This is a genomic window from Erwinia aeris, from assembly GCF_041224955.1.
GTDB classification, from domain to species: Bacteria; Pseudomonadota; Gammaproteobacteria; order Enterobacterales; family Enterobacteriaceae; genus Erwinia; species Erwinia aeris.
Genome location: NZ_JBGFFX010000008.1, coordinates 154214 through 179687, shown reverse-complemented (window position 1 = coordinate 179687; position 25474 = coordinate 154214). Strand labels below are relative to the sequence as shown.

General features: G+C 57.7%; 22 protein-coding genes. 17 read left to right on the top strand and 5 right to left on the bottom strand.

Features of this window, described 5'->3' with window-relative positions:
- The first annotated feature begins 8 nt into the window (after positions 1-8).
- The 3 genes from gcvP (at position 9) to trhA (ending at position 4650) form a co-directional block, all read left to right on the top strand.
- Positions 9-2876 carry an aminomethyl-transferring glycine dehydrogenase gene (gene gcvP / locus AB6T85_RS14570; protein ID WP_369895960.1) on the top strand — a complete coding sequence of 956 codons (2868 nt, stop codon included), beginning with the start codon at positions 9-11 and terminating at the stop codon, positions 2874-2876.
- A 63-nt stretch (positions 2877-2939) separates the two neighbouring features.
- Positions 2940-3683: an SDR family oxidoreductase gene (locus AB6T85_RS14565; protein ID WP_369895959.1), complete on the top strand. Its 744-nt coding sequence runs from the start codon at positions 2940-2942 to the stop codon at positions 3681-3683.
- Between the two features lie 313 nt (positions 3684-3996).
- On the top strand, positions 3997-4650 hold the full coding sequence (trhA, locus tag AB6T85_RS14560) for a PAQR family membrane homeostasis protein TrhA (protein ID WP_253458664.1): 654 nt from the start codon (positions 3997-3999) through the stop codon (positions 4648-4650).
- Between the two features lie 27 nt (positions 4651-4677).
- Here trhA and ygfZ read toward each other — a convergent pair whose 3' ends face one another.
- Positions 4678-5658, bottom strand: a complete 981-nt coding sequence (ygfZ, locus tag AB6T85_RS14555) for a tRNA-modifying protein YgfZ (RefSeq protein WP_369895957.1) — start codon at positions 5656-5658, stop codon at positions 4678-4680.
- A gap of 216 nt (positions 5659-5874) precedes the next feature.
- On the opposite strand from ygfZ, the gene sdhE reads away from it, so the two are divergent.
- Both sdhE and AB6T85_RS14545 read left to right on the top strand, forming a co-directional pair.
- Positions 5875-6141 carry an FAD assembly factor SdhE gene (gene sdhE, locus AB6T85_RS14550; protein ID WP_301252518.1) on the top strand — a complete coding sequence of 89 codons (267 nt, stop codon included), beginning with the start codon at positions 5875-5877 and terminating at the stop codon, positions 6139-6141.
- A complete protein-coding gene (locus AB6T85_RS14545) occupies positions 6122-6520 on the top strand; it encodes a protein YgfX (protein ID WP_253458670.1) in 399 nt (132 codons plus the stop codon). Before sdhE ends, AB6T85_RS14545 begins: the two co-directional genes overlap by 20 nt.
- Positions 6521-6529: 9 nt before the next feature.
- On the opposite strand, the gene fldB is transcribed toward AB6T85_RS14545, so the two are convergent.
- Entirely contained in the window at positions 6530-7048 is a 519-nt protein-coding gene (fldB, locus tag AB6T85_RS14540) for a flavodoxin FldB (RefSeq protein ID WP_253461228.1), read from the bottom strand.
- Between the two features lie 95 nt (positions 7049-7143).
- Between fldB and xerD the strand changes: the two genes are divergently transcribed.
- The 7 genes from xerD to lysS all read left to right on the top strand — a co-directional run bounded on the left by xerD (position 7144) and on the right by lysS (position 14118).
- A complete protein-coding gene (gene xerD, locus AB6T85_RS14535; RefSeq protein WP_253458672.1) occupies positions 7144-8037 on the top strand; it encodes a site-specific tyrosine recombinase XerD in 894 nt (297 codons plus the stop codon).
- A 44-nt stretch (positions 8038-8081) separates the two neighbouring features.
- On the top strand, positions 8082-8780 hold the full coding sequence (gene dsbC / locus AB6T85_RS14530; RefSeq protein ID WP_253458674.1) for a bifunctional protein-disulfide isomerase/oxidoreductase DsbC: 699 nt from the start codon (positions 8082-8084) through the stop codon (positions 8778-8780).
- Positions 8781-8785: 5 nt separating this feature from the next.
- Complete coding sequence (recJ, locus tag AB6T85_RS14525; RefSeq protein WP_301252520.1) at positions 8786-10504, top strand: single-stranded-DNA-specific exonuclease RecJ; 1719 nt, start codon at positions 8786-8788, stop codon at positions 10502-10504.
- 147 nt (positions 10505-10651) lie between these two features.
- Positions 10652-10951, top strand: a complete 300-nt coding sequence (locus tag AB6T85_RS14520; RefSeq protein WP_301252521.1) for a type II toxin-antitoxin system HigB family toxin — start codon at positions 10652-10654, stop codon at positions 10949-10951.
- A complete protein-coding gene (locus AB6T85_RS14515) occupies positions 10948-11346 on the top strand; it encodes a helix-turn-helix domain-containing protein (RefSeq protein ID WP_253458680.1) in 399 nt (132 codons plus the stop codon). Before AB6T85_RS14520 ends, AB6T85_RS14515 begins: the two co-directional genes overlap by 4 nt.
- A 143-nt stretch (positions 11347-11489) precedes the next feature.
- Positions 11490-12588 (top strand): peptide chain release factor 2 gene (gene prfB / locus AB6T85_RS14510; protein ID WP_125287358.1). Its coding sequence is split into 2 segments (ribosomal slippage): positions 11490-11564 and positions 11566-12588, totalling 1098 coding nucleotides; the frame shifts between segments, so codons are not numbered across the junction.
- 9 nt (positions 12589-12597) lie between these two features.
- Complete coding sequence (lysS, locus tag AB6T85_RS14505; protein WP_253458682.1) at positions 12598-14118, top strand: lysine--tRNA ligase; 1521 nt, start codon at positions 12598-12600, stop codon at positions 14116-14118.
- A gap of 289 nt (positions 14119-14407) precedes the next feature.
- Here lysS and AB6T85_RS14500 read toward each other — a convergent pair whose 3' ends face one another.
- A complete protein-coding gene (locus tag AB6T85_RS14500; RefSeq protein ID WP_253458685.1) occupies positions 14408-15031 on the bottom strand; it encodes a serine protease in 624 nt (207 codons plus the stop codon).
- Between the two features lie 470 nt (positions 15032-15501).
- On the opposite strand from AB6T85_RS14500, the gene AB6T85_RS14495 reads away from it, so the two are divergent.
- Positions 15502-16665, top strand: a complete 1164-nt coding sequence (locus tag AB6T85_RS14495; protein WP_253458688.1) for an MFS transporter — start codon at positions 15502-15504, stop codon at positions 16663-16665.
- Here the strand turns inward: AB6T85_RS14495 and AB6T85_RS14490 are convergent.
- A complete protein-coding gene (locus AB6T85_RS14490) occupies positions 16662-17582 on the bottom strand; it encodes a LysR family transcriptional regulator (RefSeq protein WP_369895955.1) in 921 nt (306 codons plus the stop codon). The genes AB6T85_RS14495 and AB6T85_RS14490 overlap by 4 nt on opposite strands.
- Positions 17583-17701: 119 nt before the next feature.
- Here AB6T85_RS14490 and lysA point away from each other — a divergent pair, with 119 nt between their 5' ends.
- Positions 17702-18955: a diaminopimelate decarboxylase gene (lysA, locus tag AB6T85_RS14485; protein ID WP_253458694.1), complete on the top strand. Its 1254-nt coding sequence runs from the start codon at positions 17702-17704 to the stop codon at positions 18953-18955.
- Between the two features lie 3 nt (positions 18956-18958).
- Here lysA and galR read toward each other — a convergent pair whose 3' ends face one another.
- Positions 18959-19960 (bottom strand): HTH-type transcriptional regulator GalR, encoded by a 1002-nt coding sequence (gene galR, locus AB6T85_RS14480; protein ID WP_125287364.1) that lies wholly within the window; start codon positions 19958-19960, stop codon positions 18959-18961.
- Positions 19961-20321: 361 nt separating this feature from the next.
- On the opposite strand from galR, the gene AB6T85_RS14475 reads away from it, so the two are divergent.
- From AB6T85_RS14475 to AB6T85_RS14465, 3 genes are all read left to right on the top strand, one after another.
- Positions 20322-22592, top strand: a complete 2271-nt coding sequence (locus tag AB6T85_RS14475; protein ID WP_369895953.1) for a molybdopterin guanine dinucleotide-containing S/N-oxide reductase — start codon at positions 20322-20324, stop codon at positions 22590-22592.
- Between the two features lie 235 nt (positions 22593-22827).
- Positions 22828-23175 (top strand): hypothetical protein, encoded by a 348-nt coding sequence (locus AB6T85_RS14470; protein ID WP_301252526.1) that lies wholly within the window; start codon positions 22828-22830, stop codon positions 23173-23175.
- Between the two features lie 351 nt (positions 23176-23526).
- A complete protein-coding gene (locus tag AB6T85_RS14465; RefSeq protein ID WP_301730080.1) occupies positions 23527-25245 on the top strand; it encodes a penicillin-binding transpeptidase domain-containing protein in 1719 nt (572 codons plus the stop codon).
- The last annotated feature ends 229 nt before the right edge of the window (positions 25246-25474 follow it).

Here is a 25474-nt window from a genome sequence, read left to right as displayed (position 1 = left end):
TACCGCTAATGACTACTCTCAGCCAGCTTGAACATACCGGCGCTTTTATCGAACGCCATATCGGCCCTTCGCCAGCCCAGCAGGAAGCGATGCTGAACGCGGTAGGCGCCGCCTCTCTCAGCGAGTTGATTACCGCTATCGTCCCGGCTGATATTCAGCTGCCCGGCGCGCCTGCCGTCGGCGATCCCCTGACCGAACATCAGGCGCTGGCCGAGCTAAAAGCGATCGCCAGCCGCAACCTGCGTTATAAATCCTGTATCGGGATGGGCTACACGCCGGTGCTGACGCCGCCGGTTATTCTGCGCAACATGCTGGAAAATCCCGGCTGGTACACTGCCTATACGCCTTATCAGCCCGAGGTTTCTCAGGGCCGACTGGAAGCGCTGTTGAACTTCCAGCAGGTCACGCTGGATTTGACCGGCCTGGATATCGCCTCTGCTTCGCTGTTGGATGAAGCAACCGCCGCCGCCGAGGCGATGGCGATGGCGAAGCGCGTCAGCAAGCTAAAAAACGCCAACCGCTTCTTTGTGGCCGAGGATATTCATCCGCAGACGCTGGACGTGGTGCGGACGCGGGCGGAAACCTTTGGCTTTGAGGTGGTGGTCGATAAGGCGGCGCGCGTGCTGGATCATCAGGACGTGTTCGGCGTGCTGCTACAGCAGGTCGGCACCACTGGCGAGGTACATGACTACACCTCGCTGATCCATGAGCTGAAGGCGCGGAAAGTGATAGTCAGCGTCGCTGCGGATTTTATGTCGCTGGTGCTGCTGACCGCACCGGGAAAACAGGGCGCGGATATCGTTTTTGGCTCTGCGCAGCGTTTTGGCGTTCCGATGGGCTACGGCGGCCCTCACGCAGCCTTCTTTGCCGCCCGCGACGAATACAAACGCTCAATGCCAGGGCGCATTATCGGCGTCTCGCGCGATGCGGCGGGCAACACGGCGCTGCGGATGGCAATGCAGACTCGCGAGCAGCATATCCGTCGTGAAAAGGCCAACTCCAATATTTGTACGTCACAGGTGCTGTTGGCCAATATCGCCAGCCTGTACGCGGTCTTCCACGGCCCGCACGGCCTGAAACGCATCGCCTCGCGCATTCATCGCCTGACGGATATCCTGGCGGCCGGGCTGCAAAAGGGCGGCATGACGCTGCGCCATCAGAGCTGGTTCGATACGCTGACCGTTGAAGTCACGGATAAAGCCGCGGTGCTGGATCGCGCGCTGAGTTTCGGCATCAATCTGCGCACCGATATCCACAACGCGGTTGGCATCACCCTGGATGAAACCACGCTGCGGGAAGATGTGGCGGCGCTGTTCTCCGTGCTGCTGGGCGAAAATCACGGTCTGGATATCGACGAGCTGGACAGCGCCGTAGCCGACAGCGCGTCCGTTCCGCCAGCGATGCTGCGCAAAGAGGCCATCCTGACGCATCCGGTCTTTAACCGTTACCACAGCGAAACCGAGATGATGCGCTATATGCACAGCCTGGAGCGCAAGGATCTGGCGCTGAATCAGGCGATGATCCCGCTCGGCTCCTGCACCATGAAGTTGAACGCCGCCGCTGAGATGATCCCGATTACCTGGCCGGAATTCGCGGAGCTGCACCCGTTCTGTCCTGCCGATCAGGCCGCAGGCTATCTGCAAATGATCGGCCAGCTGTCGCAGTGGCTGGTGCAGCTGACCGGCTATGACGCGCTCTGTATGCAGCCTAACTCCGGCGCGCAGGGCGAGTATGCGGGCCTACTGGCGATCCGCCGCTATCATGAAAGCCGTGGTGAAGCCGGACGTAATATCTGTCTGATCCCCAGCTCGGCGCATGGCACCAATCCGGCATCGGCACAGATGGCGGGCATGGCGGTAGTCGTGGTGGCCTGCGACAAACAGGGCAATATCGATCTGCACGATCTGCGGCAGAAAGCGGAACAGGCGGGCGAAGCGCTCTCCTGCATTATGGTGACCTATCCTTCCACGCACGGCGTCTATGAAGAAACCATCCGCGAGGTTTGCCAGATCGTTCATCAGTATGGCGGACAGGTTTATCTGGACGGCGCCAACATGAACGCCCAGGTCGGCATCACCACGCCTGGCTATATCGGCGCGGACGTCTCGCACCTTAACCTGCATAAAACCTTCTGTATTCCGCACGGCGGCGGCGGGCCAGGCATGGGGCCGATTGGCGTAAAAGCCCATCTGGCGCCATTTGTGCCGGGCCACAGCGTGGTGCAGATTGACGACATGCTGACGCAGCAGGGCGCGGTGTCCGCCGCGCCGTTCGGCAGCGCTTCTATTCTGCCTATCAGCTGGATGTATATCCGCATGATGGGTGCGGAAGGGCTGAAGCAGGCCAGTTCGGTAGCGATCCTGAACGCCAACTATATTGCTGCACGCCTGAAATCGGCCTATCCGATCCTGTATGCCGGACGGGATGGGCGGGTAGCGCATGAATGCATCCTGGATATTCGTCCGCTGAAAGAGCAAACCGGCATCAGCGAACTGGATATTGCCAAACGCCTGATCGACTATGGCTTCCACGCGCCGACCATGTCCTTCCCGGTGGCGGGCACGCTGATGGTGGAGCCGACGGAATCGGAAAGCAAAGTGGAGTTGGATCGCTTTATCGACGCCATGCTGGCTATCCGCATGGAGATCGACCGCGTGGCGGAAGGTGAGTGGCCAGCGGAAGATAACCCGTTAGTTAATGCGCCCCATACGCAAATGGAGCTGGTCGGCGAGTGGTCGCATCCCTACACGCGCGAGCTGGCGGTCTTCCCGGCGGGCAGCGCGAATAAATACTGGCCGACCGTCAAGCGTCTTGACGATGTTTATGGCGATCGAAATCTGTTCTGCTCCTGTTTGCCGATGAGCGAATATGAATAAAGCAGCATAGCGATACAGACTGAAGGGCACCCTGGTGCCCTTTATTTTTATCGGGAGGAAAAAATGAAAACGGCTTTGGTAACCGGCGGCAGCCGGGGAATTGGGCGAGCCACCGCGCTGCTGCTGGCGCAGCACGGCTATCAGGTTGCGGTTAACTATCGTCAGCGTGAGGAAGCGGCGGCGGAAGTAGTGTCGCTTATTCAGCAACAAGGCGGAAAAGCGTTCAGCGTGCAGGCCGATATTTCTGATGAACAACAGGTAGTAGCGATGTTTCGCAGCCTTGATCAACAGGGCGCCGTGCTAAGCGCGTTGGTCAATAATGCCGGGATCCTGTTTCAGCAGACCAGCGTGGCGCAGCTAAACGCCGAACGCATCAATCGCGTTTTCGCTACCAATGTCACCGGAACCTTTCTCTGCTGTCGCGAAGCGGTAAAGCGCATGAGTTTTCAGTACGGTGGGCAGGGCGGTGCAATCGTAAACGTCTCTTCCGCCGCAGCCCGTAGCGGTGCGCCACACGAATATGTCGATTATGCCGCCTCGAAAGGGGCTGTAGATACGCTAACCAGAGGGCTGGCGCTGGAAGTGGCGGCGCAGGGCATCCGGGTTAACGCGGTACGGCCGGGATTAATCTATACCGATATGCACGCCGACGGCGGCGAGGCGGATCGCGTCAACCGTATTGCGCCGACTCTTCCCATGCAGCGCGGCGGCGAGCCGGATGAAATTGCCAACGCCATTCTCTGGCTGCTTAGCGAAGCGGCTTCTTATGTTACCGGCACTTTTATCGATGCCGCTGGCGGACGATAACGGGATAAAGGCTGTCGAATAACGGCGCCCGCGCCATTTAGTGGCTGCTTAGCGAAGCGGCTTCTTATGTCACCAGCACTTTTATTGCTGCCGCAGCCGGGCGTTACAGGGTGAAGGTCGCCGAATAACCGCCTGTTTTTCCTGGTTAAACAGCTGTTACAGTCGTTCACAGTTTATTTAAGCTTACAGTTGTACTCTGAAATCACTCTCGTCTAAGCTGAACGTGCGCAACTTTCGGACGGGCGGCTGAAAACGAGCCTGGATGCGATCCCCTTTGGCCGCCCCTCCGCTTCAGATTGGAAGAGGACAATGCATGACCAATAAAAAAGTGTTAACGGAGGGCTACTCCGTTGCAGAGGAGATAGCTAATAGCATCAGCCACGGCATCGGCTTTATCTTTGGTATTGTAGGGCTGGTGCTGCTGCTGTCGCAGGCGCTCGACAGCCAGGCCAACGCCGTCGCCATCACCAGTTACAGCCTCTATGGCGGCAGCATGATCCTGCTGTTTCTGGCCTCGACGCTTTATCACGCCATCCCTCATCCGCGCGCCAAAAGCTGGCTGAAAAAGCTGGACCATTGCGCTATTTACCTGCTGATTGCCGGCACCTATACGCCTTTTCTGCTGGTGGGACTTAAGTCGCCGCTGGCGCATGGCCTGATGGTGGTGATCTGGAGCCTGGCGCTGGTGGGCGTGCTGTTTAAACTGTTTTTTGTGCACCGCTTCGAGGCCTTATCGGTCATAACCTATCTGCTGATGGGCTGGCTGTCGCTGGTTGTGATTTATCAGCTGGCGATGAAACTGTCGGCGGGCGGCGTCTGGCTGCTGGCGGCGGGCGGCATTATCTATTCGCTGGGGGTGATTTTTTACGTCTCAAAGCGCATTCCCTATAACCACGCCATCTGGCACGGCTTTGTGCTTGGCGGCAGCATCTGCCATTTTCTGGCGATTTACTTTTATATTTCATAAAAAAAGGGGCCGTCCGGCCCCTTATTATTACGAAATCTCGTAGGGCAGCGGCTGGATAGCCAGACTGCCGCCTTCGTCGCCCTGTACCCGCAGCGCCGTTTCCGGCTCCAGATCGTTATTCAGCACCGCCTGCACCCAGACATCGCCATTATCCAGCTGACAGGCGGCCAGAATGGTGCCGGTGCGGCGCCAGTTGTCGCCCAGCTTCATTTCCAGCGCATCCGCAGCGGCCGGAACGCGGGCGGCCTTGCCGGCCAGCCAGTAAAGCGCACGCTTGTTGGCGCCGCGGAATTTAGCGCGCGCCACCATCTCCTGGCCCGTATAGCAGCCTTTTTTAAAGCTGATAGCGTCCAGCGCCTGCAGGTTTGTCGCCTGAGGAATAAACTGCGCGCTGTTCGCCGCGTCGATAACGGGCAGGCCAGCTTCGATATTCAGCGCCAGCCACTGCGAGCTGTCGGTTAGCTGTGCCTGACCGTCCAGAGCCGCGCGCAGCGCTAGTGCTCTGTCGCGATTCAGGATTAGCAGAAAGCGTTCCGCCGGTGCGGAAAACCACAGCAGCGTCGCATCATCCTGCTGCACGACTGGGTTTTCAGCGTCCGGCAGCGTGTCAAACAGCCCGGCCAGCGCGGTGCGCGCCTGAAAACCGGCTACACCCAGCAGCACCGCTTCATCATCCGCTTCGATAGCGACTTTGGCGAAAACGGCATACTTTTTCAGCTCGCTGATTTGCGTATCGCGCAGGCTGCGGCGTTCCAGATAGGCAAAGCCTTCGTCACGGTGAAACAGACGCAGATTGCTCCACATTTTCCCTTTTGCATCACAGTGGGCGGCGGGAAGATGCGCATTGGCATCCAGCGCAGCGACGTCCAGCGTCAGCTGACCCTGCAAATAGCTGACGCGGTCCGCGCCGGTCACGTTGACCAGCGCCCACTCTTCCAGCGAGATCAGCGTAAGCGGCAGACGGGCAGAGGCCGCAGGTTGACGAGGCGGGAAAGATAAAGTCGGCATAGCGGATTCCTGAAGTCAAATAAGCCTGCATTCATGTTAAAAGAGCCGCCCGGCTTTGCAACCAGTTTTCTGAAGGCGACGCACAAAAGGCGCGCTTGCGCGGCAACAAATGCTTTTATCGTGCGGCGCATTACGCAAAGCCAAATTGCGCCATCAACATCGGCTTAAAAAAGCGCTACACTAGCGGCCATCTTTCACCGACTGACGATGGAAAACATGGATATTGAAAATAGAGCGCGCGTGCAGTGGGCCTGCCGGCGCGGTATGCGGGAACTGGATATCTCCATCATGCCGTTCTTTGAATATGAATATGACACGCTGAGCGATAGCGATAAAAAGATCTTTATTCGCCTGCTGGAAAGCGACGATCCCGATCTGTTCAACTGGATGATGAATCATGGCGAACCTGCCGATCCGGAACTGAAACGCATGGTTCACCTGATCCAGCAGCGAAACCAGCAGCGTGGCCCTGTGGCGTTCTGATCTGCGGGTCTCCTGGCAGGCGCAGTGGATGTCGCTCTCGCTGCACGGCGTGGTAGTGATAGCGCTGCTGTTGGCGCCGTGGCCGGCCAGCTTAACGGTAGTGTGGATGCTGCTGCTGACGCTGGTGGTGCTGGAGTGCGTGCGTAGCCAGCGACGCATTCGCAGCCGGGAAGGCGATATCGCGCTGCTGGCGGACCATCAGCTGCAATGGCGGCAGAAGCACTGGCGCATCTGCGGTCGGCCGTGGATGACGCGGCGGGCGATCCTGCTGGCGCTGCGCTCCGCTAAAGGCGAGCGCGAGAAGCTCTGGCTGCTGCGCGACAGCATGAACGAAAGCGAGTGGCGGCAGCTCCGTCAGCAGCTGCTCGCTATTCACTAAACGGCAGGCTTACAGCGTGGCGGCCATTTCCGTCAGGATTTGTTCGCACCACTGCGCGATACGCTCGTCCGTCAGCTCAAACTGGTTAACGTCGTCCAGCGCCAGGCCGACAAACTGCTGGCCGTCGGCGGTTAGCGGTTTGCGGCTGATAAACTCGTAGCCTTCGGTAGGCCAGTAGCCGACAAAAACGACGCCCAGCGGCTGCAGCACCTCATGCAGCATGCCAAGCGCGTCCAGAAACCACTCGCTGTACTCGGCCTGATCGCCCATACCGTACAGCGCCACGGTTTTGCCGCGCAGGTTTAGCGTAGCGAGGTCGGTCCAAACCGCCTCCCAGTCCTCCTGGATTTCGCCGAAATCCCAGGTGGGAATGCCCAAGATCAGCATGTCGTACTGCTCCATCAGCTGCGGCGAGTCCTCTTTCAGATTGTGCAGCGTAACAAGATCCTCGCCGATAAAATCGCGGATTTTCTCCGCCGCCATCTCGGTGTAACAGGTGCTGGAACCGTAAAAAAGCCCGATATTCATACGCGGTTTACTCAATTCTCCTGGTTCAATGGCGCGAATTATATCAGAATTGAGCTTTGACGGCGTGCCGTCGGGTAAGTGGAAAAGGAGTCAACGTGCAGGACAGCGATCTGACAGAGCAGTTTCTTGATGCCTTATGGATTGAGCGAAATCTTGCGCAAAACACGGTGGCTTCCTATCGGCTTGATCTGATGTCGCTGGTGAACTGGCTGGCGCATCACCAGCTGGATCTGCTGCATGTAGACAGCGCCGGGCTACAGAACTTTCTGGCCGAGCGCGTGGAAGGCGGCTATAAGGCCAGCAGTTCCGCTCGCCTGCTCAGCGCCATGCGGCGCCTGTTCCAGTATCTTTACCGGGAAAAGCTGCGTGAAGACGATCCCAGCGCGCTGCTGGCCTCGCCTAAACTGCCGCAGCGGCTGCCGAAAGATCTCAGCGAAGCGCAGATAGAGCGGCTGCTGCAGGCGCCCTCTACGGATATCCCGATAGAGCTGCGCGACAAAGCCATGCTGGAGCTGCTTTATGCCACCGGGCTGCGCGTCACGGAGCTGGTCAGCCTGACGCTCAACAACGTCAGCCTGCGCCAGGGCGTGGTGCGCGTGGTGGGCAAAGGCGATAAAGAGCGGCTGGTACCGCTGGGTGAAGAGGCGCTGCACTGGCTGGAGCATTACATTGAATATGGTCGTCCGTGGCTGCTGAACGGACAGACGCTGGACGTGCTTTTCCCCAGCAACCGCGCGCAGCAAATGACCCGACAAACGTTCTGGCACCGCATCAAGCATTATGCGACGCTGGCGGGCATCGACAGTGAAAAGCTCTCCCCCCACGTGCTGCGACACGCTTTCGCCACGCATCTGTTGAACCACGGCGCCGATCTGCGGGTCGTACAGATGCTGTTAGGGCATAGCGACCTGTCCACCACGCAAATTTATACCCATGTCGCCACCGAGCGGCTACGGCAGTTACATCAACAGCATCATCCCCGCGCCTGACGCGGTGATCAAACGGCCAAACTATAAGGCCATGAGGATAATCAATGAAAAAGCGTTACTTTCTCCTTTCTCTGCTGGTAGCAGCTGGCCTGGCGCATGCCGACGATGCGGCCATCAAGCAATCCCTGGCGAAGCTGGGACTGCAGCAGATGGAGATCCAGCCGTCGCCTTTGCCAGGGATGAAAACCGTGCTGACCGAAAGCGGCGTGCTTTACGTCAGCGAAGACGGCAAGCAGTTTATTCAGGGGCCGCTGTACGACATCAGCGGCGCGCAGCCGATCAACGTCACCAACAAACTGTTGGAGAAAAAAGTCGACGCGCTGAGCAGCGAAATGATCGTGTATAAAGCGCCGAAAGAGCAGCATGTCATCACCGTCTTTACCGACATCACCTGCGGCTACTGCCATAAGCTGCATTCGCAGATGGCGGACTACAACGCGCTGGGGATCACCGTGCGCTATCTGGCCTTCCCACGCGAAGGCATGAACGGACAGGTCGCCAAAGAGATGAAATCAATCTGGTGCGTGGCCGATCGCAAAAAAGCGTTCGACGCGGCGATGAAAGGCGAAACCCCTGCGGCGGCCGACTGCAAAATTGACCTGGCTAAGCATTACCAGCTGGGCATTCTCTACGGTATTCAGGGCACGCCAGCCATCCTGCTGCAAAACGGTATGATGATCCCTGGCTATCAGGGGCCGCAGGAGATGAAAAAGCTGCTGGATAGCCAGAAGACAGGCGGCTAAGCCCAGTGAAAGGAAAAACCGAATTACGCCGCCGCGTGGCGGCGCAGGCGTGCGAGCTGCCGGAGGATCTCCATCCTCTGCTGCGTCGCCTCTATGCGCATCGGGGCGTTAAGCAGGCCGTGGAGCTGGAGCGCGGTGCCAAAAATCTTCACGCGTTTCACTCGCTCAGCGGCATTGAGCGGGCGGCAGAGATCCTGCAAAAGGCCATTGCCGATAACCTGTGCATTATGATCGTTGGCGATTTCGACGCCGACGGCGCCACCAGCACTGCGCTGACCGTGCTGGCTTTACGCAGCATGGGCGGCCGCAATATCAAATATCTGGTGCCAAACCGGTTTGACGATGGCTACGGCCTGAGTCCGGAAGTGGTGGAGCAGGCGGCGGCGCGCGGTGCGCAGCTGATTATGACCGTGGATAACGGCATTTCTTCCCATGCTGGCGTCGCGCTGGCGCACGAAAAAGGCATCGCCGTAGTGATCACCGATCACCACCTCCCCGGCGATACGCTGCCGGATGCGGAAGCGATTGTTAATCCTAACCTGGCGGACAGCGAGTTTCCTTCACGCACGCTGGCGGGCGTGGGCGTCGCGTTTTATCTGATGCTGGCGCTGCGCGCGCGGCTGCGCGACAGCGGCGTCGCCACGCTGCCAAACCTGGCCGAGCTGCTGGATCTGGTGGCGCTGGGCACGGTGGCGGACGTGGTGCCGCTGGACGCCAACAACCGCATCCTGGTCTGGCAAGGGCTGAGCCGTATTCGCGCCGGCAAATGCCGCGTCGGCATCCGGGCGCTGCTGGAAATCGCCAATCGCGACGCGCGCCAGCTTGCCGCCAGCGACCTGGGTTTTGCGCTGGGGCCGCGTCTCAACGCTGCCGGACGGCTGGACGATATGTCGGTCGGCGTCGCGCTGTTGCTTAGCGAAGACATCGCCCAGGCGCGCATGCTGGCCAGCGAGCTGGATGCGCTGAACCAGACGCGCAAAGAGATAGAGCAGGGGATGCAGACGGAAGCGCTGGCGTTGTGCGATGCGCTGGAGCGCAGCAGCGAAGCGCTGCCGCTTGGTATCGCCATGTACCATCCGGAATGGCACCAGGGCGTGGTCGGCATCCTGGCTTCGCGGCTGAAAGAGCGCTTTCACCGTCCGGTTATCGCCTTTGCGCCCGCCGGTGACGGCACGCTGAAAGGGTCGGGACGCTCCATCAGCGGGCTGCATATGCGTGACGCGCTTGAGCGGCTGGATACGCTCTATCCCGGCCTGATTATCAAGTTTGGCGGCCACGCGATGGCGGCGGGCCTGTCGCTGGAGGCGGAAAAGTTCGATGAATTCCGCCAGCGCTTTGGCGAGCTAATCGGCGAATGGCTCAGCGAAGAGTCTTTGCAGGGCGTGGTCTGGTCAGACGGCCAGCTGATGGCGCAGGAGCTGACGTTGCCCACCGCAGAGCTGCTGCGTGAAGCCGGGCCATGGGGGCAGGCGTTTCCCGAACCGCAGTTTGACGGCAAATTTAAGCTGATCCAGCAGCGGCTGGTGGGCGAGCGTCATCTGAAGGTCATGCTGGAGCCGCTGGGCGGCGGGCCGCTGCTGGACGGTATCGCTTTCAATATTGATACCGCGCTCTGGCCCGATCCCAGCGTGAAGCAGGTAGAGCTGGCCTACAAGCTGGATATCAACGAGTTTCGCGGCAACCGCAGCGTGCAGCTGATTATCGAGCATCTCTGGCCGCTGTAGCCTGAACAGGCAAGTCTTACTCAGTCAGGAAGAGGTTGTGATTTGTCATGGCAGAGGGATAGCGTAATAAGTAAGCGCTTTTCATTATCTTGCAGTCCCAAAATGGGACTGGTATAGTCAAGGCGAATGTTTACCCAGGGAGGGGACATGAAGATTATCGCGGTAGCGCCATTACGGGAATTCTGGACCCTCCACAATCAGGCTGAGCAACCGCTTAAGGCCTGGGTTGATGAAGTCAGAAAAGCAACCTGGCGGACGCCACAGGATATAAAGAGGCGCTATCCGTCAGCCGATTTTGTGGCGAAAAACCGGGTGATATTCGAGATAAAGGGTAACGACTATCGGTTAATAGCCGCTGTGGCTTACCGCTTTCAGGCGGTATACGTGAAGTTTGTTGGAACCCACGCCCAATATAACGACATTGACGCTAAGACGGTGGAGCTATGACAAAGTATCAAATCAAACCTATTCGCACTGAAGAAGATTATCACTATGCGCTGGCTGCGGTTTCGCCGCTTTTTGATAATGAACCTGAACCTGGCTCAGAGGCAGCAGATTTTCTGGAAGTGACTATTTTGCTTATAGAAAAATATGAGCAGGAGCATTATCCCATTGAAGCGCCGGATCCGGTCGCGGCCATTAAATTTCGCATGGAGCAAATGGGAATGACCGCCAACGATCTGGTGCCGGCAATCGGTCTCAAAAATCGCGTTTATGAGGTGCTGAATTATAAACGAACGCTGACGCTGCCGATGATCCGCAGGCTGCATAAGATGTTTAACATTCCTCTGGCTTCGTTAGTGGCAGAATATCCGCCCGAGCCCCCAGCTTCTGCCGGTTAAGCGTCAACAAGCGTAACCAGCGCCGGTGCGCCTTCCGACTAAGGGATTGGCTGCGGTAAACTGCTGCCGCGCTAACGCTACAAACTCCCCGCAAATTCGTTTAAACTGCGTAGTTACATTGCAGACTTTTGAAGATCTAAATCATGTTTGAAATTAATCCGGTAAAGAACCGAATTCAGGATCTCACTGAGCGCAGCAGCGTTCTCAGGGGGTATCTTTGACTACGATGCCAAGAAAGAGCGCTTAGAAGAAGTTAACGCCGAGCTGGAACAGCCGGACGTCTGGAACGAGCCTGAACGCGCGCAGGCGCTGGGCAAAGAGCGTTCCGCGCTGGAAGCGGTAGTAGAAACGCTGGATCAGCTGAGCCAGGGGCTGGAAGATGTTGCCGGCCTGCTGGAGCTGGCGGTAGAAGCGGACGACGAAGAAACCTTCAACGAAGCGGTTGCCGAGCTGGACGGGCTGGATAAAAAGCTCGCCGATCTGGAGTTCCGCCGCATGTTCTCCGGCGAATACGACGGCGCGGACTGCTATATCGATATTCAGGCCGGCTCCGGCGGTACGGAAGCGCAGGACTGGGCCAGTATGCTGGTGCGTATGTACCTGCGCTGGGCCGAAGCGAAAGGCTTTAAAACGGAAGTGATCGAAGAGTCCGAAGGCGAAGTAGCCGGTACTAAATCCGCCACGCTGCGCATCAGCGGCGATTACGCTTTCGGCTGGCTGCGTACCGAAACCGGCGTGCATCGTCTGGTGCGTAAAAGCCCGTTCGACTCCGGCGGTCGTCGTCATACCTCTTTCAGCTCCGCGTTTGTCTACCCGGAAGTGGATGACGATATCGATATCGAGATCAACCCGGCCGACCTGCGTATTGACGTTTACCGCGCTTCCGGCGCCGGTGGTCAGCACGTTAACCGTACGGAATCGGCGGTGCGTATCACCCATATTCCAACCGGTACGGTGACCCAGTGCCAGAACGACCGTTCTCAGCATAAGAACAAAGACCAGGCGATGAAGCAGATGAAGGCGAAGCTGTACGAGCTGGAAATGCAGAAGAAAAACGCTGAGAAACAGTCGCTGGAAGATAACAAATCCGATATCGGCTGGGGCAGCCAGATCCGCTCCTACGTGCTGGACGATTCACGCATCAAGGATCTGCGCACCGGCGTGGAAACCCGTAATACTCAGGCGGTGCTGGACGGCGATCTGGACCGATTTATTGAAGCAAGTTTGAAAGCAGGGCTATAAGGAACTGACATGTCAGAACAACAACCGCAGGGCGCCGACGCCGCACTTGAGCTGAATAATGAACTGAAAGCGCGTCGCGAAAAGCTGAGCGCGCTGCGTGAGAACGGCGTGGCATTTCCCAACGATTTCCGTCGCGACAGCCTTTCCGACAAGCTGCACGCAGAATATGACGCGAAAGAGAATGAAGAGCTGGAAGCGCTGGGCGTAGAAGTCAGCGTGGCGGGACGAATGATGACGCGCCGTATTATGGGCAAGGCATCCTTTGTTACGCTGCAGGACGTAGGTGGCCGCATCCAGCTGTATGTTTCTCGCGACGATCTGGCGGAAGGCATTTACAACGAACAGTTTAAAAAGTGGGATCTCGGCGATATCGTCGGCGCTCGCGGCAAGCTGTTTAAAACCAAAACCGGCGAGCTCTCTATCCACTGTAGTGAACTGCGTCTGCTGACCAAAGCGCTGCGTCCGCTGCCGGATAAGTTCCACGGCCTGGCCGATCAGGAAACCCGCTATCGCCAGCGCTATCTGGATCTGATCTCCAACGACGACTCGCGCAAAACCTTTAAAATTCGTTCGCAGATCATGGCGGGCATCCGTAGCTTTATGGTCGGCCGCGACTTTATGGAAGTGGAAACGCCAATGATGCAGGTGATCCCCGGCGGCGCGTCTGCCCGTCCGTTTATCACCCATCATAACGCGCTGGATATTGACATGTATCTGCGCATCGCGCCCGAGCTTTACCTGAAGCGTCTGGTGGTCGGCGGCTTCGATCGCGTCTTCGAGATCAACCGTAACTTCCGTAACGAAGGGATCTCGCCGCGCCATAACCCAGAGTTCACCATGATGGAACTCTATATGGCCTATGCGGACTACAAGGATCTGATCGAACTGACCGAAAGCCTGTTCCGTACGCTGGCGCAGGACGTGCTGGGCACCACGGTAGTGCCTTACGGCGATCAGGAGTTCGACTTCGGCAAGCCGTTCGACAAACTGACGATGAAAGAAGCCATTCAGAAATACCGTCCGGAAACCGATCTGGCCGACCTGGATGATTTTGACAAAGCCTGCGCTATCGCGCAGTCGCTGGGCATCAAGGTTGAGAAGAGCTGGGGTCTGGGCCGCGTGGTAACGGAAATCTTCGAAGAGACGGCGGAAAGCCATCTGATCCAGCCGACCTTTATTACCGAATATCCGGCCGAAGTGTCGCCGCTGGCTCGCCGCAACGACGTTAACCCGGAAATCACCGACCGCTTCGAGTTCTTTATCGGCGGCCGTGAAATCGGTAACGGCTTCTCCGAGCTGAACGACGCGCAGGATCAGGCTGAACGCTTCCTGCAGCAGGTTAACGCCAAGGATGCGGGCGACGACGAAGCGATGTTCTACGACGAAGACTACGTAACGGCGCTGGAGCACGGCCTGCCGCCAACCGCAGGCCTGGGCATTGGTATCGACCGTATGGTGATGCTGTTTACCAACAGCCACACCATTCGCGACGTGATCCTGTTCCCGGCGCTGCGTCCGTCAGGAAAATAAGCAACGGCTGTGAGATTAAGGGGCGACTTGTCGCCCCTTTTTTACGGCTGATTTCAGGCGGGAGCTGGCGATGGCCTGAACGGTTCCGGGAAGTCCCCATCAAAATGACGGGTTTTGCTCTTCGCTGGGCTAAAGCCTGCGCTGGAATAAAGTACGTAATGTTTGCCTGCGCAAAACCGGTTTGTTACTGGAACCGCCAGCGCGTCCGGTGCCGCTCTTTGACCACCATCGCCCTTCATGTCGAAATAGCGATAAGCTCCTGCGGCCAGCGGAGTAAGCCGCCATGCCGTTACGATTTTATCGCCTCGTCGAGCCAATCCTTAAAGCGCGCGTAGGGCACGTACAGCGAGACGTTTTTATACAGCGTTTTACCGGTTTTAATATCGTTAATGCGGTTGGAATAGCCAACGATAACGCCCGCCACGGAGTCATCGGACGCGTTATAGACCGCGCCGCCGGACATGCCCTGCACCACGCCCGCGTCTGAAGCCACCACAACGCAGCTCAGCTTGTTCCAGTCGTTCTTCAGGCCGGTATTCACCAGATTGGTGCCGGTTGAGGCCACCGGCATGGCAGAGATAAAGCTGTAGCCATACAGATTGATTTTGTCGCCCATAAAGCCGTTACGGAAGCGCGGCGCGGGAACGTTGCCGTTTTTATGGTAAACCACCGCCAGGTCGCATTCAGGATGGCGCGACTTAACGCGATAAAGCGAATATTTCGCCACGTGCGCCGCCGTCAGGCTGTAATCGGCGGTCAGCGGAATAGTGGTGCCCAGCGTGCCCACGCCCAGAATGGTCGGAATGCCGGTAACGGTCATATCCACACGCTTCTCTGCTTCGCTGCTGTACTCATATTTTCCTACTGAGCACCCGGTGATACTCAGCGTCAGCAGGCAAATAGCCAGTCGCATCTTTGCTCCTCGGTAATGAATCGATCAAGCACAGCTCAATAAACGCCCGTTGCATCCATCATCGAGGTATCGGCCAACACTCGGAAAACTTTACCTATTTAACCTCACTCCGCGTCAAATGATTATCAGATAATTGATAATTTTCCGTAATGATTACCGTCTCAATGCGCGCAAAACACGACCATTATTTACTAAAGTAGCGGCGTATTTTCCTCAAGTATAGACAAACCGCGAGGCCCAAAAACGCGCCGGAAAGGCTAAAATCGGTGGATCTGACGGTCAGTCGGCGGTGATTATTGCCTTTCAGGCAAGAGATTGTTGCCTGAGAAGGGGTATAAGTCCCTGATGAGCTGTGCTTTAATCTCTGATGTGATGTAGATCAAAATTCACATTCTGTAATACTTTCCCCGCCCTTTTTTTGCCTGTCGACCGCTGTCGGCGGAAAGATAATTTTTTCTGGAGAAGATGAGATGCCCGTTTCTTTACTGGCGCTGGCGCTGAGCGCCTTTGCTATAGGCACCACGGAATTCGTTATTATGGGCCTGCTGCCGGAAGTGGCAGGCGATCTCGGCGTAACGATCCCTTCGGCGGGCTGGTTAATCAGCGGCTATGCGCTGGGCGTGGCGATCGGCGCACCGATTATGGCGCTGCTCACGGCTAAGCTGCCGCGTAAAAAAACGCTGATTTTACTGATGTCGATCTTTATTGTCGGCAACGTGCTTTGCGCGCTGGCTTACAGCTACAACCTGTTGATGATGGCACGGGTGATCACCGCGCTTTGCCACGGCGCATTTTTCGGCATTGGCGCCGTGGTAGCCGCCAGCCTGGTCGCGCCCGACAAGCAGGCTTCCGCCGTGGCGCTGATGTTTACCGGCTTAACGCTGGCTAACGTGCTGGGCGTGCCGTTGGGTACCTGGTTTGGCCAGCTGTTTGGCTGGCGCGCCACCTTCTGGGGCGTGGCGGTGATTGGCGTGCTGGCCTTTATTGCGCTGATCGTCAGCCTGCCCACCAACCGCAACGAAAAGCCGGTACATCTGGCCAGCGAGGTCAGCGCGCTGGCTAACGGCAAGCTGTGGCTGTCGCTGCTGATGACGGTGTTTTTCGCCGCCGCCATGTTTGCGCTGTTCAGCTATATTGCGCCGCTGCTGCTCCAGGTTACCGGCATCAGCAACAAAGGCGTCAGCTGGACGCTATTTTTAATCGGCGGCGGCCTGACCGTCGGCAATATCCTGGGCGGCAGGCTGGCCGACTGGAAAGTCTCTTTTAGCCTGATCCTCAGCTTCTCGCTGATCGCGCTGTTTTCGCTCGCCTTTAGCTGGACCAGCCATGCGCTGTGGCTGGCGGAAATCACCCTGTTTTTATGGGCGATGGCAACGTTCTCTACCGTGCCGGGACTGCAAATCAACGTAGTTCGCCACGGCAAAGAGGCGCCGAACCTTGTGTCTACGCTGAATATCTCTGCGTTTAACGTCGGCAACGCGTTTGGCGCATGGGCGGGCGGTGCAGTGATTGACGGCGGTTACGGGCTGACTTCCGTGCCGGTTGCGGCGGCCGTACTGGCCGTTATGGGCCTGCTGATTTGCCTGCTGACCTTCCGCCGCCCGCGCGGCCAGCAGCAGGCGGCGCGCGCTTAAGCCAGTAATGCCGCGAGGCGCTGGTTGAACAGGCTGCTATGCTCGCGCAGATGCAGACTGAACGCGTCAACCAGCGCCGAGCCGGGACGGTGCTGCGGCCGGATCAGGCTGACGGTAAAAGGCACCGCAATGCTGAAGCGGCGGATTGCCACGCCGCTGCCCGCATAATCCAGCGCCGTGAGCGGATTGACTATCGAAACGCCCACGCCCGCTCTTACCATCGCACAAACCGAGGCCGCGCTGTGCGTCTCCATCACCATTCTGCGCTGAACGCCCTGCTCGCTGAATAGCTGATCCAGTAACTGACGATAGCTGTCCGTTTGCGACAGGCTGATAAAGTTTCTCCCGGCGAAATCCTGCGGCGTCAGGCAGCTTTTTTCCGCCAGCGCGTCGTCCTGCGGCAGCACGCAAACCTCATTACCGGTAAAGATTACGCTGCGTTCCGTGCCGGCCGGCGTCTGGCCGGTTTCCGTTAAGCCTAAATCGTAACGCTGCGCCGACAGCCACTCTTCCAGCAGCGGCGACTCCTGCGGAATGATATTCAAACTGACGTCGGGATAACGCTGCAAAAAGGGCTGGCAGAGCAGGGGAAGCAGCGACTGGGAAAACACGGGCAGACAGGCCACAGACAGCTCGCCCTGGCGAAACTGGCGCAGGCTTTCGGCCGCGTTGATAATCCTGTCCAGACCGTACCAGGACCGCTGCACTTCCTCAAACAGCTTCAGTCCCTGAACGGTAGGGTGCAGACGGCCCCGGATGCGATCGAACAGCTTCAGGCCGGTCAGCTTTTCCAGCCTGGCCAGTTCGCGGCTGACCGTGGGCTGCGAGGTATGCAGCATGACCGCCGCTTCGGTCAGATTGCCGGTGGTAACAACCGCATGAAAAATTTCGATATGCCGCAGCGTGATGCCAGCCATAAAAACCCCCGCAAAAAGACTAATTCATATCATGAATGAATAGACTTCGCTAAAACAGATATTTTTCATCCCGCTGTCGCTATGGCGTAATAACGCTATTACTGACAGGAGAAAGCCCGATGCCACGCCCGCTGAACACCACTGAAACCGCTCTGAACCGTGACAATTTGCTCCAGCTGGCGCGCCAGTATGGCGGCCCCGTCTGGGCTTATGATGCCGATGTCATTGCCGACCGTATCGCGCAGCTGCAACAGTTTGACGTGGTGCGTTTTGCGCAAAAAGCCTGCTCTAACGTTCATATCCTTAAGCTGATGCGCGCAGCGGGCGTTCGCGTTGATTCGGTTTCGCTGGGAGAAGTGGAGCGCGCGCTGGCGGCAGGCTTTCAGCCCGGCGGGGAAGAGATCGTCTTTACGGCCGATCTGCTGGATGCGCCTACGCTTGCCCGTCTGGCAGAGCTTGCGATCCCGGTGAATGCCGGTTCGGTTGATATGCTGCATCAGCTGGGCGAAGTGTCGCCGGGCCATAAGGTTTGGCTGCGCGTTAATCCGGGGTTTGGTCACGGCCACAGCCAGAAAACCAATACCGGCGGTGAAAACAGCAAGCACGGGATCTGGCACGGCGATCTTGAGCTGGCGCTGGCCGCTATCCGGCAGCATCGGCTGCAGCTGGTCGGCATCCATATGCATATTGGATCGGGCGTGGATTATGGTCATCTGGAGCAGGTTTGCGACGCGATGGTCAGGCTGGTTATCGACTTCGGACAGGATGTGGAGGCGATCTCAGCCGGCGGCGGGCTTTCCATTCCCTACCGTTTTGGCGAAGAAGCGATCGATACCGCTCACTACTTTGGGCTGTGGGATGCGGCGCGCCAGCGAGTGGCGCAGCATTTAGGCCATGCGGTGAAGCTGGAAATTGAACCGGGACGCTTTCTGGTGGCGGAATCTGGCGTGCTGGTGTCTGAAGTGCGCGCCGTTAAACAGATGGGCAGCCGCCACTTCGTGCTGGTGGACGCCGGTTTTAACGATCTGATGCGTCCGGCGATGTATGGCAGCTATCATCATATCTCCGCCATTGCCGGTGATGGACGCGATCTGCAAGAGAGCCGGACGATTGACACCGTGGTGGCGGGGCCGCTGTGCGAATCCGGCGACGTTTTCACCCAGCAGGAAGGCGGCAAAGTCGAAACCCGCGCGCTGCCGCACGTCAGGCCGGGCGACTATCTGATATTTCATGATACCGGCGCTTACGGCGCGTCGATGTCCTCTAACTACAACAGCCGCCCGCTGCTGCCGGAAGTGCTGTTTGAAAACGGCCAGCCGCGCCAGATCCGCCGCGCGCAGACCGTTCAGGAGCTGCTGGCGCTGGAGACGTAAGCATCAGTCCGGCGAGCCGACCGAATGGCGGCGCACCAGCGTCGGACTGAACAGATTGGTCACCTCCGGCAGCGGCTGGTTATTAGCCAGCGCTAACGCCAGCTCCGCTGCCTGCTGCGCCATGGTGACGATAGGGTAGCGCACCGTGGTCAGCCTCGGGCGGACATAGCGCGATACCAGCACATCATCAAAACCAATCAGCGACATCTCTTCCGGCACCCGCACGCCGTTATCGCTGAGTACCGCCAGCGCGCCCGCCGCCATTGAATCGTTATAGCAGGCTACGGCGCTAAAGGCCTTGCCGCGTCCCAGCAGCTCCGTCATCGCCTGTTCGCCACCGATCTCATCCGGTTCGCCAAACGCGACCAGGCGATCGCTGCCCGGCAGATTGTGCTCCTTCAGCGCGTCGTAATAGCCCTGCAGCCGCTCGTCCGCATCGGAAATAGGGTGGTTTGAGCAGATAAAAGCGATGTTCTGATGGCCCTGTTGGATTAGATGGCGCGTTGCCAGCCACGAGCCGTAGCGATCGTCCAGCGCAATGCAGCGCTTTTCAAAACCCGGCAGCGCACGGTTAATCAATACCATGCCGGGGATCTGCTTCATCAGAGGGATCAGGTCGGCGTCCGGGATTTTTTTTGTATGCACCACCAGCGCGCCGCAGCGGTGCCGGATCAGCTGTTCAATCGCCTGGCGCTCTTTTTGCTCATTGTGATAACCGTTGCCAATCAGCAAAAAGTTGCCGGTACCGTAGGCGACCTGCTCGACCGCCTTGACCAGCGCGCCGAAAAAGGGATCGGAAACGTCGCCGACGACCAGCCCCATGGTTTCCGTTGACTGCTGCGCCAGCGCGCGCGCGTTAGCGTTGGGATGATACTGCAACTCTTCCATTGCGCTGTTAACGGCCTGGCGAGAAGCGTCGCTGGCTTTAGGCGAATTATTAATTACGCGAGAGACCGTAGCAACGGACACACCCGCCAGCCTGGCGACATCCTTAATGGTAGCCATAGTGACAAAGCCTTCCAGGGTAAACGTTTACATGGCTCCAGTGTTGCGGAAATTGCCAGCTACTTCAAGCAGGCAGAATGCTGTGAATGTCGCAAAGCCGATGAAAAAGGCGAGGTATTATCGGCGGATCCTTTTACCGGGCCGTCTTTCCCTTAACGCTTTGCCGCTTTCGATGTAAAAGCACGGCAGGTCCAGGCACTGCAAATATGCAAAGAGCAGCTTCAGTAATGTGCTTTTAGCGCATCAGGCACCGGGTCAGCGGGCTTTTACCACCGCATATCGGCCGCACAGAAGTTTGCTGAAACGCACCGGAAAAATGGTAGCCTGTAGACTGACACGAACACCAGCCGGACTGCCTGCCATGACTCTAAAAAAAGTGCCGCATCTTGCCCACTGGGGCGCCTTTACCGCCGTTGTCGAAAACGGCAAACTGCAGCGCTGCGAACCCTTTTTCGCCGATCGCGATCCGTCGCCAATGCTTAACACTATTCCCGAGCTGGTCTATTCCGACCGGCGCATTCGTCAGCCGATGGTGCGCCGCTCCTGGCTTAAATCGCGCGAGAAAAGCGACCGTACGCTGCGGGGACGGGAAGATTTTGTGGCGGTGGACTGGGAAACAGCGCTGGATTTAGTGGCGGAAGAAAACCGTCGGGTGCGCGATCGCTACGGCGCCGCCGGTATTTTTAACGGTTCTTACGGCTGGTCTTCGGCGGGGCGCGTTAACCATGCCCGCACGCTGATCCGTCGCTTCTACTTTACCGGCGGCGGCGGCGTCGATCAGCTGGGCAACTACAGCTGGGGTGCCGCGCAGTTTTTCCTGCCCTATATCATCGGCACCTATATGCCGTTGACCGGTCGCGTTACCGACTGGCCGAGCGTGGTAGAACATTGCGAAATTTTTGTCGCCTTTGGCGGACTGGCGCTGAAAAATGGCCAGGTTGCCTCCGGCGGCGCAGGGCAGCACAGCCTGAAACCGGCGCTGCTTGAACTGACGGCCAAAGGCACGCCGGTGATCAACATCAGCCCGATGCGGGATGACTGCCCGGAATTTGTTAACGCCGAATGGATCCCGATCCGACCTAATACCGACGTGGCGCTGATGCTGGCGCTGGGGTACGAAGTGGAGCGGCTGGGCGCGGCGGATCGCACTTTTCTGGCTTCGCACTGCGTTGGCTATCCGCAGCTGCGTGGCTATCTGCTGGGCGACAGCGACGGGGTGGCAAAAACCCCGCGCTGGGCCAGCGAGATCACCGGTATTCCGGCCGCGCGCATTGAACTGTTGGCCAGACAGCTGATCGGCAAACGCAGTTTTATGACCAGTTCTTATTCCGTGCAGCGTGCCCATCGCGGCGAACAGCCTTACTGGATGATGATCGCGCTCTCGTCGATGCTGGGCCAGCCGGGCCTGCCGGGCGCCGGGTTCTCTTTTGGACATGGTTCCATGAACAGCGTGGGCAACCCGCGCATTGACGGGCCGGCACCGATGATGTCAACCGGCGTCAATCCCATTGCCGACCAGGCGATCCCGGTAGCGCGCATCAGCGATATGCTGCTGCATCCGGGCGAGCCATACGCTTTCCAGGGCCAAACCCATACTTATCCCGATATTCAGCTGATCCACTGGGCGGGCGGCAATCCGTTTCATCATCATCAGCAGCTTAACCGGCTGGTCGAGGGCTGGCAGAAGCCGGAAACGGTTATCGTGCAGGATATCGTCTGGACGCCTGCGGCGCAGATGGCGGATATCGTGCTGCCGGTGACCACCTCGCTGGAGCGCAACGATATCGGCGGCTCGTCCCGCGACCGCTTTGTGCTGGCTATGCATCAGGCGATCGAACCGCAGCATCAGGCGCGTAACGACTTTGATATTTTTGCCGATCTGGCGGAGCGCCTGGGCTATCGCGACGCTTTTACCGAAAACCGGAACGAAGCGCAGTGGATTGAGCACCTTTACCAGCAGTGCGGGGTGGCGCACCAGCGTCGGGGCGTCGACTGGCCGGATTTCCAGACTTTCTGGGAACGGGGCTACGTGGAGGTGCCAGAAGGCGACAAGCCGTTTATTTTTATGGAGGATTTTCGCCGGGATCCGCAGCAAAACCCGATCCAGACCGCCAGCGGCAAAATTGAGCTGTTCAGCGAAACCATTGCGGGCTTTGGCCTGGTGGATTTTGCGCCGCATCCGGAATGGCAGCCGCCGCAGGAGTGGCTGGGAGCGGAAATCCGCCAGCGCTTCCCGCTGCATATGATCTCCATGCAGCCTGGCGATCGACTGCACAGCCAGATGGATGCGACGCCGACGGTGCAGGCTAACAAAACGGCCGGAAGGGAAACGCTGTGGATGCATCCGGAAGATGCCGAAACGCGCGGGATTGCCGATGGCGACACCATTGAGGTCAGCAACGATCGCGGGCGGATGCTGGCTGGCGTCAGGCTTACGGACGGCGTCAGCCGCAGCGTGGTGCTGATCGCCACCGGCGCCTGGTTCGATCCGGGCTTTGGCAAAGCCTGGCTGCCGTATGACCAGGCGGGCAATCCCAACGTGCTGACGCTGGATATCGGCACCTCTTCGCTGACGCAGGGGCCAAACGCCATGAGCTGCCTGGTAGAAATCTGCAAGGCGACGGAAGTCTGATGCCAGCAACAAAACGGGCACCACTCTGATAGTGCCAATAATTGTTGATAATGGAGTGAAAAAGATTAAAAATTAGCCTGCTGACAGACCGGGCAATACAGATAAAAACCGTAAAGATCGTTTCTGCTGTCCTGGAGTGGATGGCAGTTTTGAAAGCTTTCAAGGGATTATCATCCGGTTGCCCGCCGTCTGGCTAAAAAATAGCCATGATATAGCTATCAGGGAGGGATAAATTATGTATGGAACTGAAAGGGATGCGGTGCCGTTTCCCGGCTATTGGGAAAAAAGCGGCGGCAGAGGGGGAAATATGCGAAATCTTGTAAGGAAGCTGGAAGAAGACGTAGCGGGCATTCGGATTGATATTGCCGTCATCAAGTCGAACTATATGACAAAGCAGGATCCCGGCGTTTTCAGAGACGAACTGAAAGGGGATAACAGCACCCCTTTAGAAGAGGTTCGCAAGTTGAACGTGGCAATTAGCGATGCAAAAAACGCAATTATTTTTTGGTGCGTCAGCGCCGTGATTTTTGCCCAGATCATACCCACTCTGCCAGCTATCCTGAAAATTCTCTTTCCTTCCTGAGTCCGGCAGTCATCCCGCTAAGGCGGGATGTAGCTTTCAGCAACCCACTAACGTTGCAAAAACACATAGAAATCACATGGCTGGTTACATTTTGCGGGTAACTGTTGCGAATGTGGGCTGGCGAGCAGGCTGGCCCGGTTGCTACAGTTTATGTCCCAGAGGTATTGATGGGTGAACATCAAAATAACTTTGTTTCACCGACCTGCGCAGATGCGCAGGTTTTTTTTATCTGACGCTTTTGCTAAACCGCACGGCAATAATCACGATCTGAAACACAGTTTTCCTGTTATCACCCCTGCATTTTTTGTATAACTCCCGGTCAGTTATCCGCTATTCGCCGACAGAAGAGCCATGCCCCGCTTAAAGAAATCACTGGCTAAAGACCAGGAGCCGTTTCATCCCGTTCGCTTTCGCCTGATTTGTCTTGGCGTGTTCGTTTCCATGCTGCTGCTGTTGCTCTGGGTAGGGGATTTGCAGCTGATTAATCATCCTATGCTGGAAAAACAGGCGGACGAGCGCTCGCTGCGCACGGTCACTATTCCGACTAATCGCGGCACGCTGTTGGATCGTAACGGCGAAGCGCTGGCGCTGAGCGTGCCCTCGCGCGATATTATTGCCGATCCGCAGCGCGTGCTGGAAGCCAATCCCGATTTTACCAGCGCGAAATGGGAATATCTGGCTAACGCTTTGGATCAGCGACCTGAAGAGATCGCCCGGCAGATCAAAGCCAATCCCAACCGTCGCTTTCTTTACCTGGGCCATAAAATCGAGCTGGGTATCGCTAAAGATATCGCCAAACTGCATCTTTCCGGCATTTCCACCGTCTATGACGACAGCCGCTTCTATCCGATGAGCGAGGCGACTGCGCCGCTGCTCGGCATTGTCGGCGCGGACAATAGCGGCCTGAACGGGCTGGAAAAAGGTTTTGATAAGGTGTTGCAGGGCACGGCAGGCGTAGAGAAATATCGTCAGGATGCCCACGGCAATATTATCGCCATGATTAACTATGAGCCGCCTCGCCAGCCGCCGACGGTGCAGCTCAGCATCGATAAATTCGATCAGTACACCCTGTACACTAAGCTGCGCGATGGCGTACTGCTGAACAAAGCCGATTCCGGCGCGGCGGTGCTGGTTAAAGTCGATACCGGCGAAATTCTGGGGATGGCGTCTTATCCTTCCTATAATCCCAATAATTTCAGCAACGTTTCGCCTGACCAGATGCGTAATGCGGCCATTAACGACAGCTATGAACCCGGCTCAACGGTAAAACCGCTGGTGGTGATGGAAGGGCTGGCGCGCAAGCTGGTGCGCCCGGATTCCGTGCTGGATACCACGCCTTATCGCGTTAACGGCCACCTGATCCGCGACGTGGGCCACTGGCCGCGACTGACCATGACCGGCATCCTGCAAAAATCGAGCGATATCGGCGTATCGCATATCGCGCTGGCGATGCCCGCTGAAGTGCTGGTCAACACCTTCCACTCTTTTGGCCTGGGGAAACCCACCGGCCTGGGGCTGACCGGCGAAAGCGTAGGCTACTTCCCGCTGCACCGTGAACGCTGGGCCGATATCGAACGGGCCACTTTCTCCTTTGGCTATGGTCTGCGCGTCACGCCGCTGCAAATAGCGCGTGAATACGCCACGCTGGGATCTTTCGGCGTTTATCGTCCGCTTTCGATTACCAAAGTGACGCCGCCCGTGATCGGCACGCGGGTAGCAGACGAAGATATCGTGCGCTCGGTGGTCCATATGATGGAAAGCGACGCGCTGCCCGGCGGCAGCGGCGTGCGCGCGGCGGTACCGGGCTATCGACTGGCAATTAAAACGGGAACGGCCGAAAAAATGGGCTCGAGCGGTAAATATGACGGCGGCTATATCAACTATACCGCGGGCGTAGCGCCAGCCAGTAATCCTCAGGTCGCGCTGGTGATTATGATCAACCACCCGACGGCAGGGGATCACTTTGGCGGCTCGGTCGCCGCGCCGGTCTTCGGCAATATTATCGGCCCCGTGCTCAAGCATATGAACGTGGCACCGGACGCGCTCTACTCCACGCACAGCGGCACCTGATACTGTCCAATATCTGAGGCCGCCGTCAACAAGAAGCCCACGCCAGCGCGTGGGCTTTTTTTATCTTAGCCTCCCGTCATCCGCTCCGGCTTTAACGCACAAATACCTCTGTTAAACATCAGCTATTCTGACAATTGGAAATTGTGTGATCTATTAAAATATCAATATCTGTTATATCTCCAGATAAGATCTAAACTGTTTATATCAAAGCATGGATGGCTCTACTTTC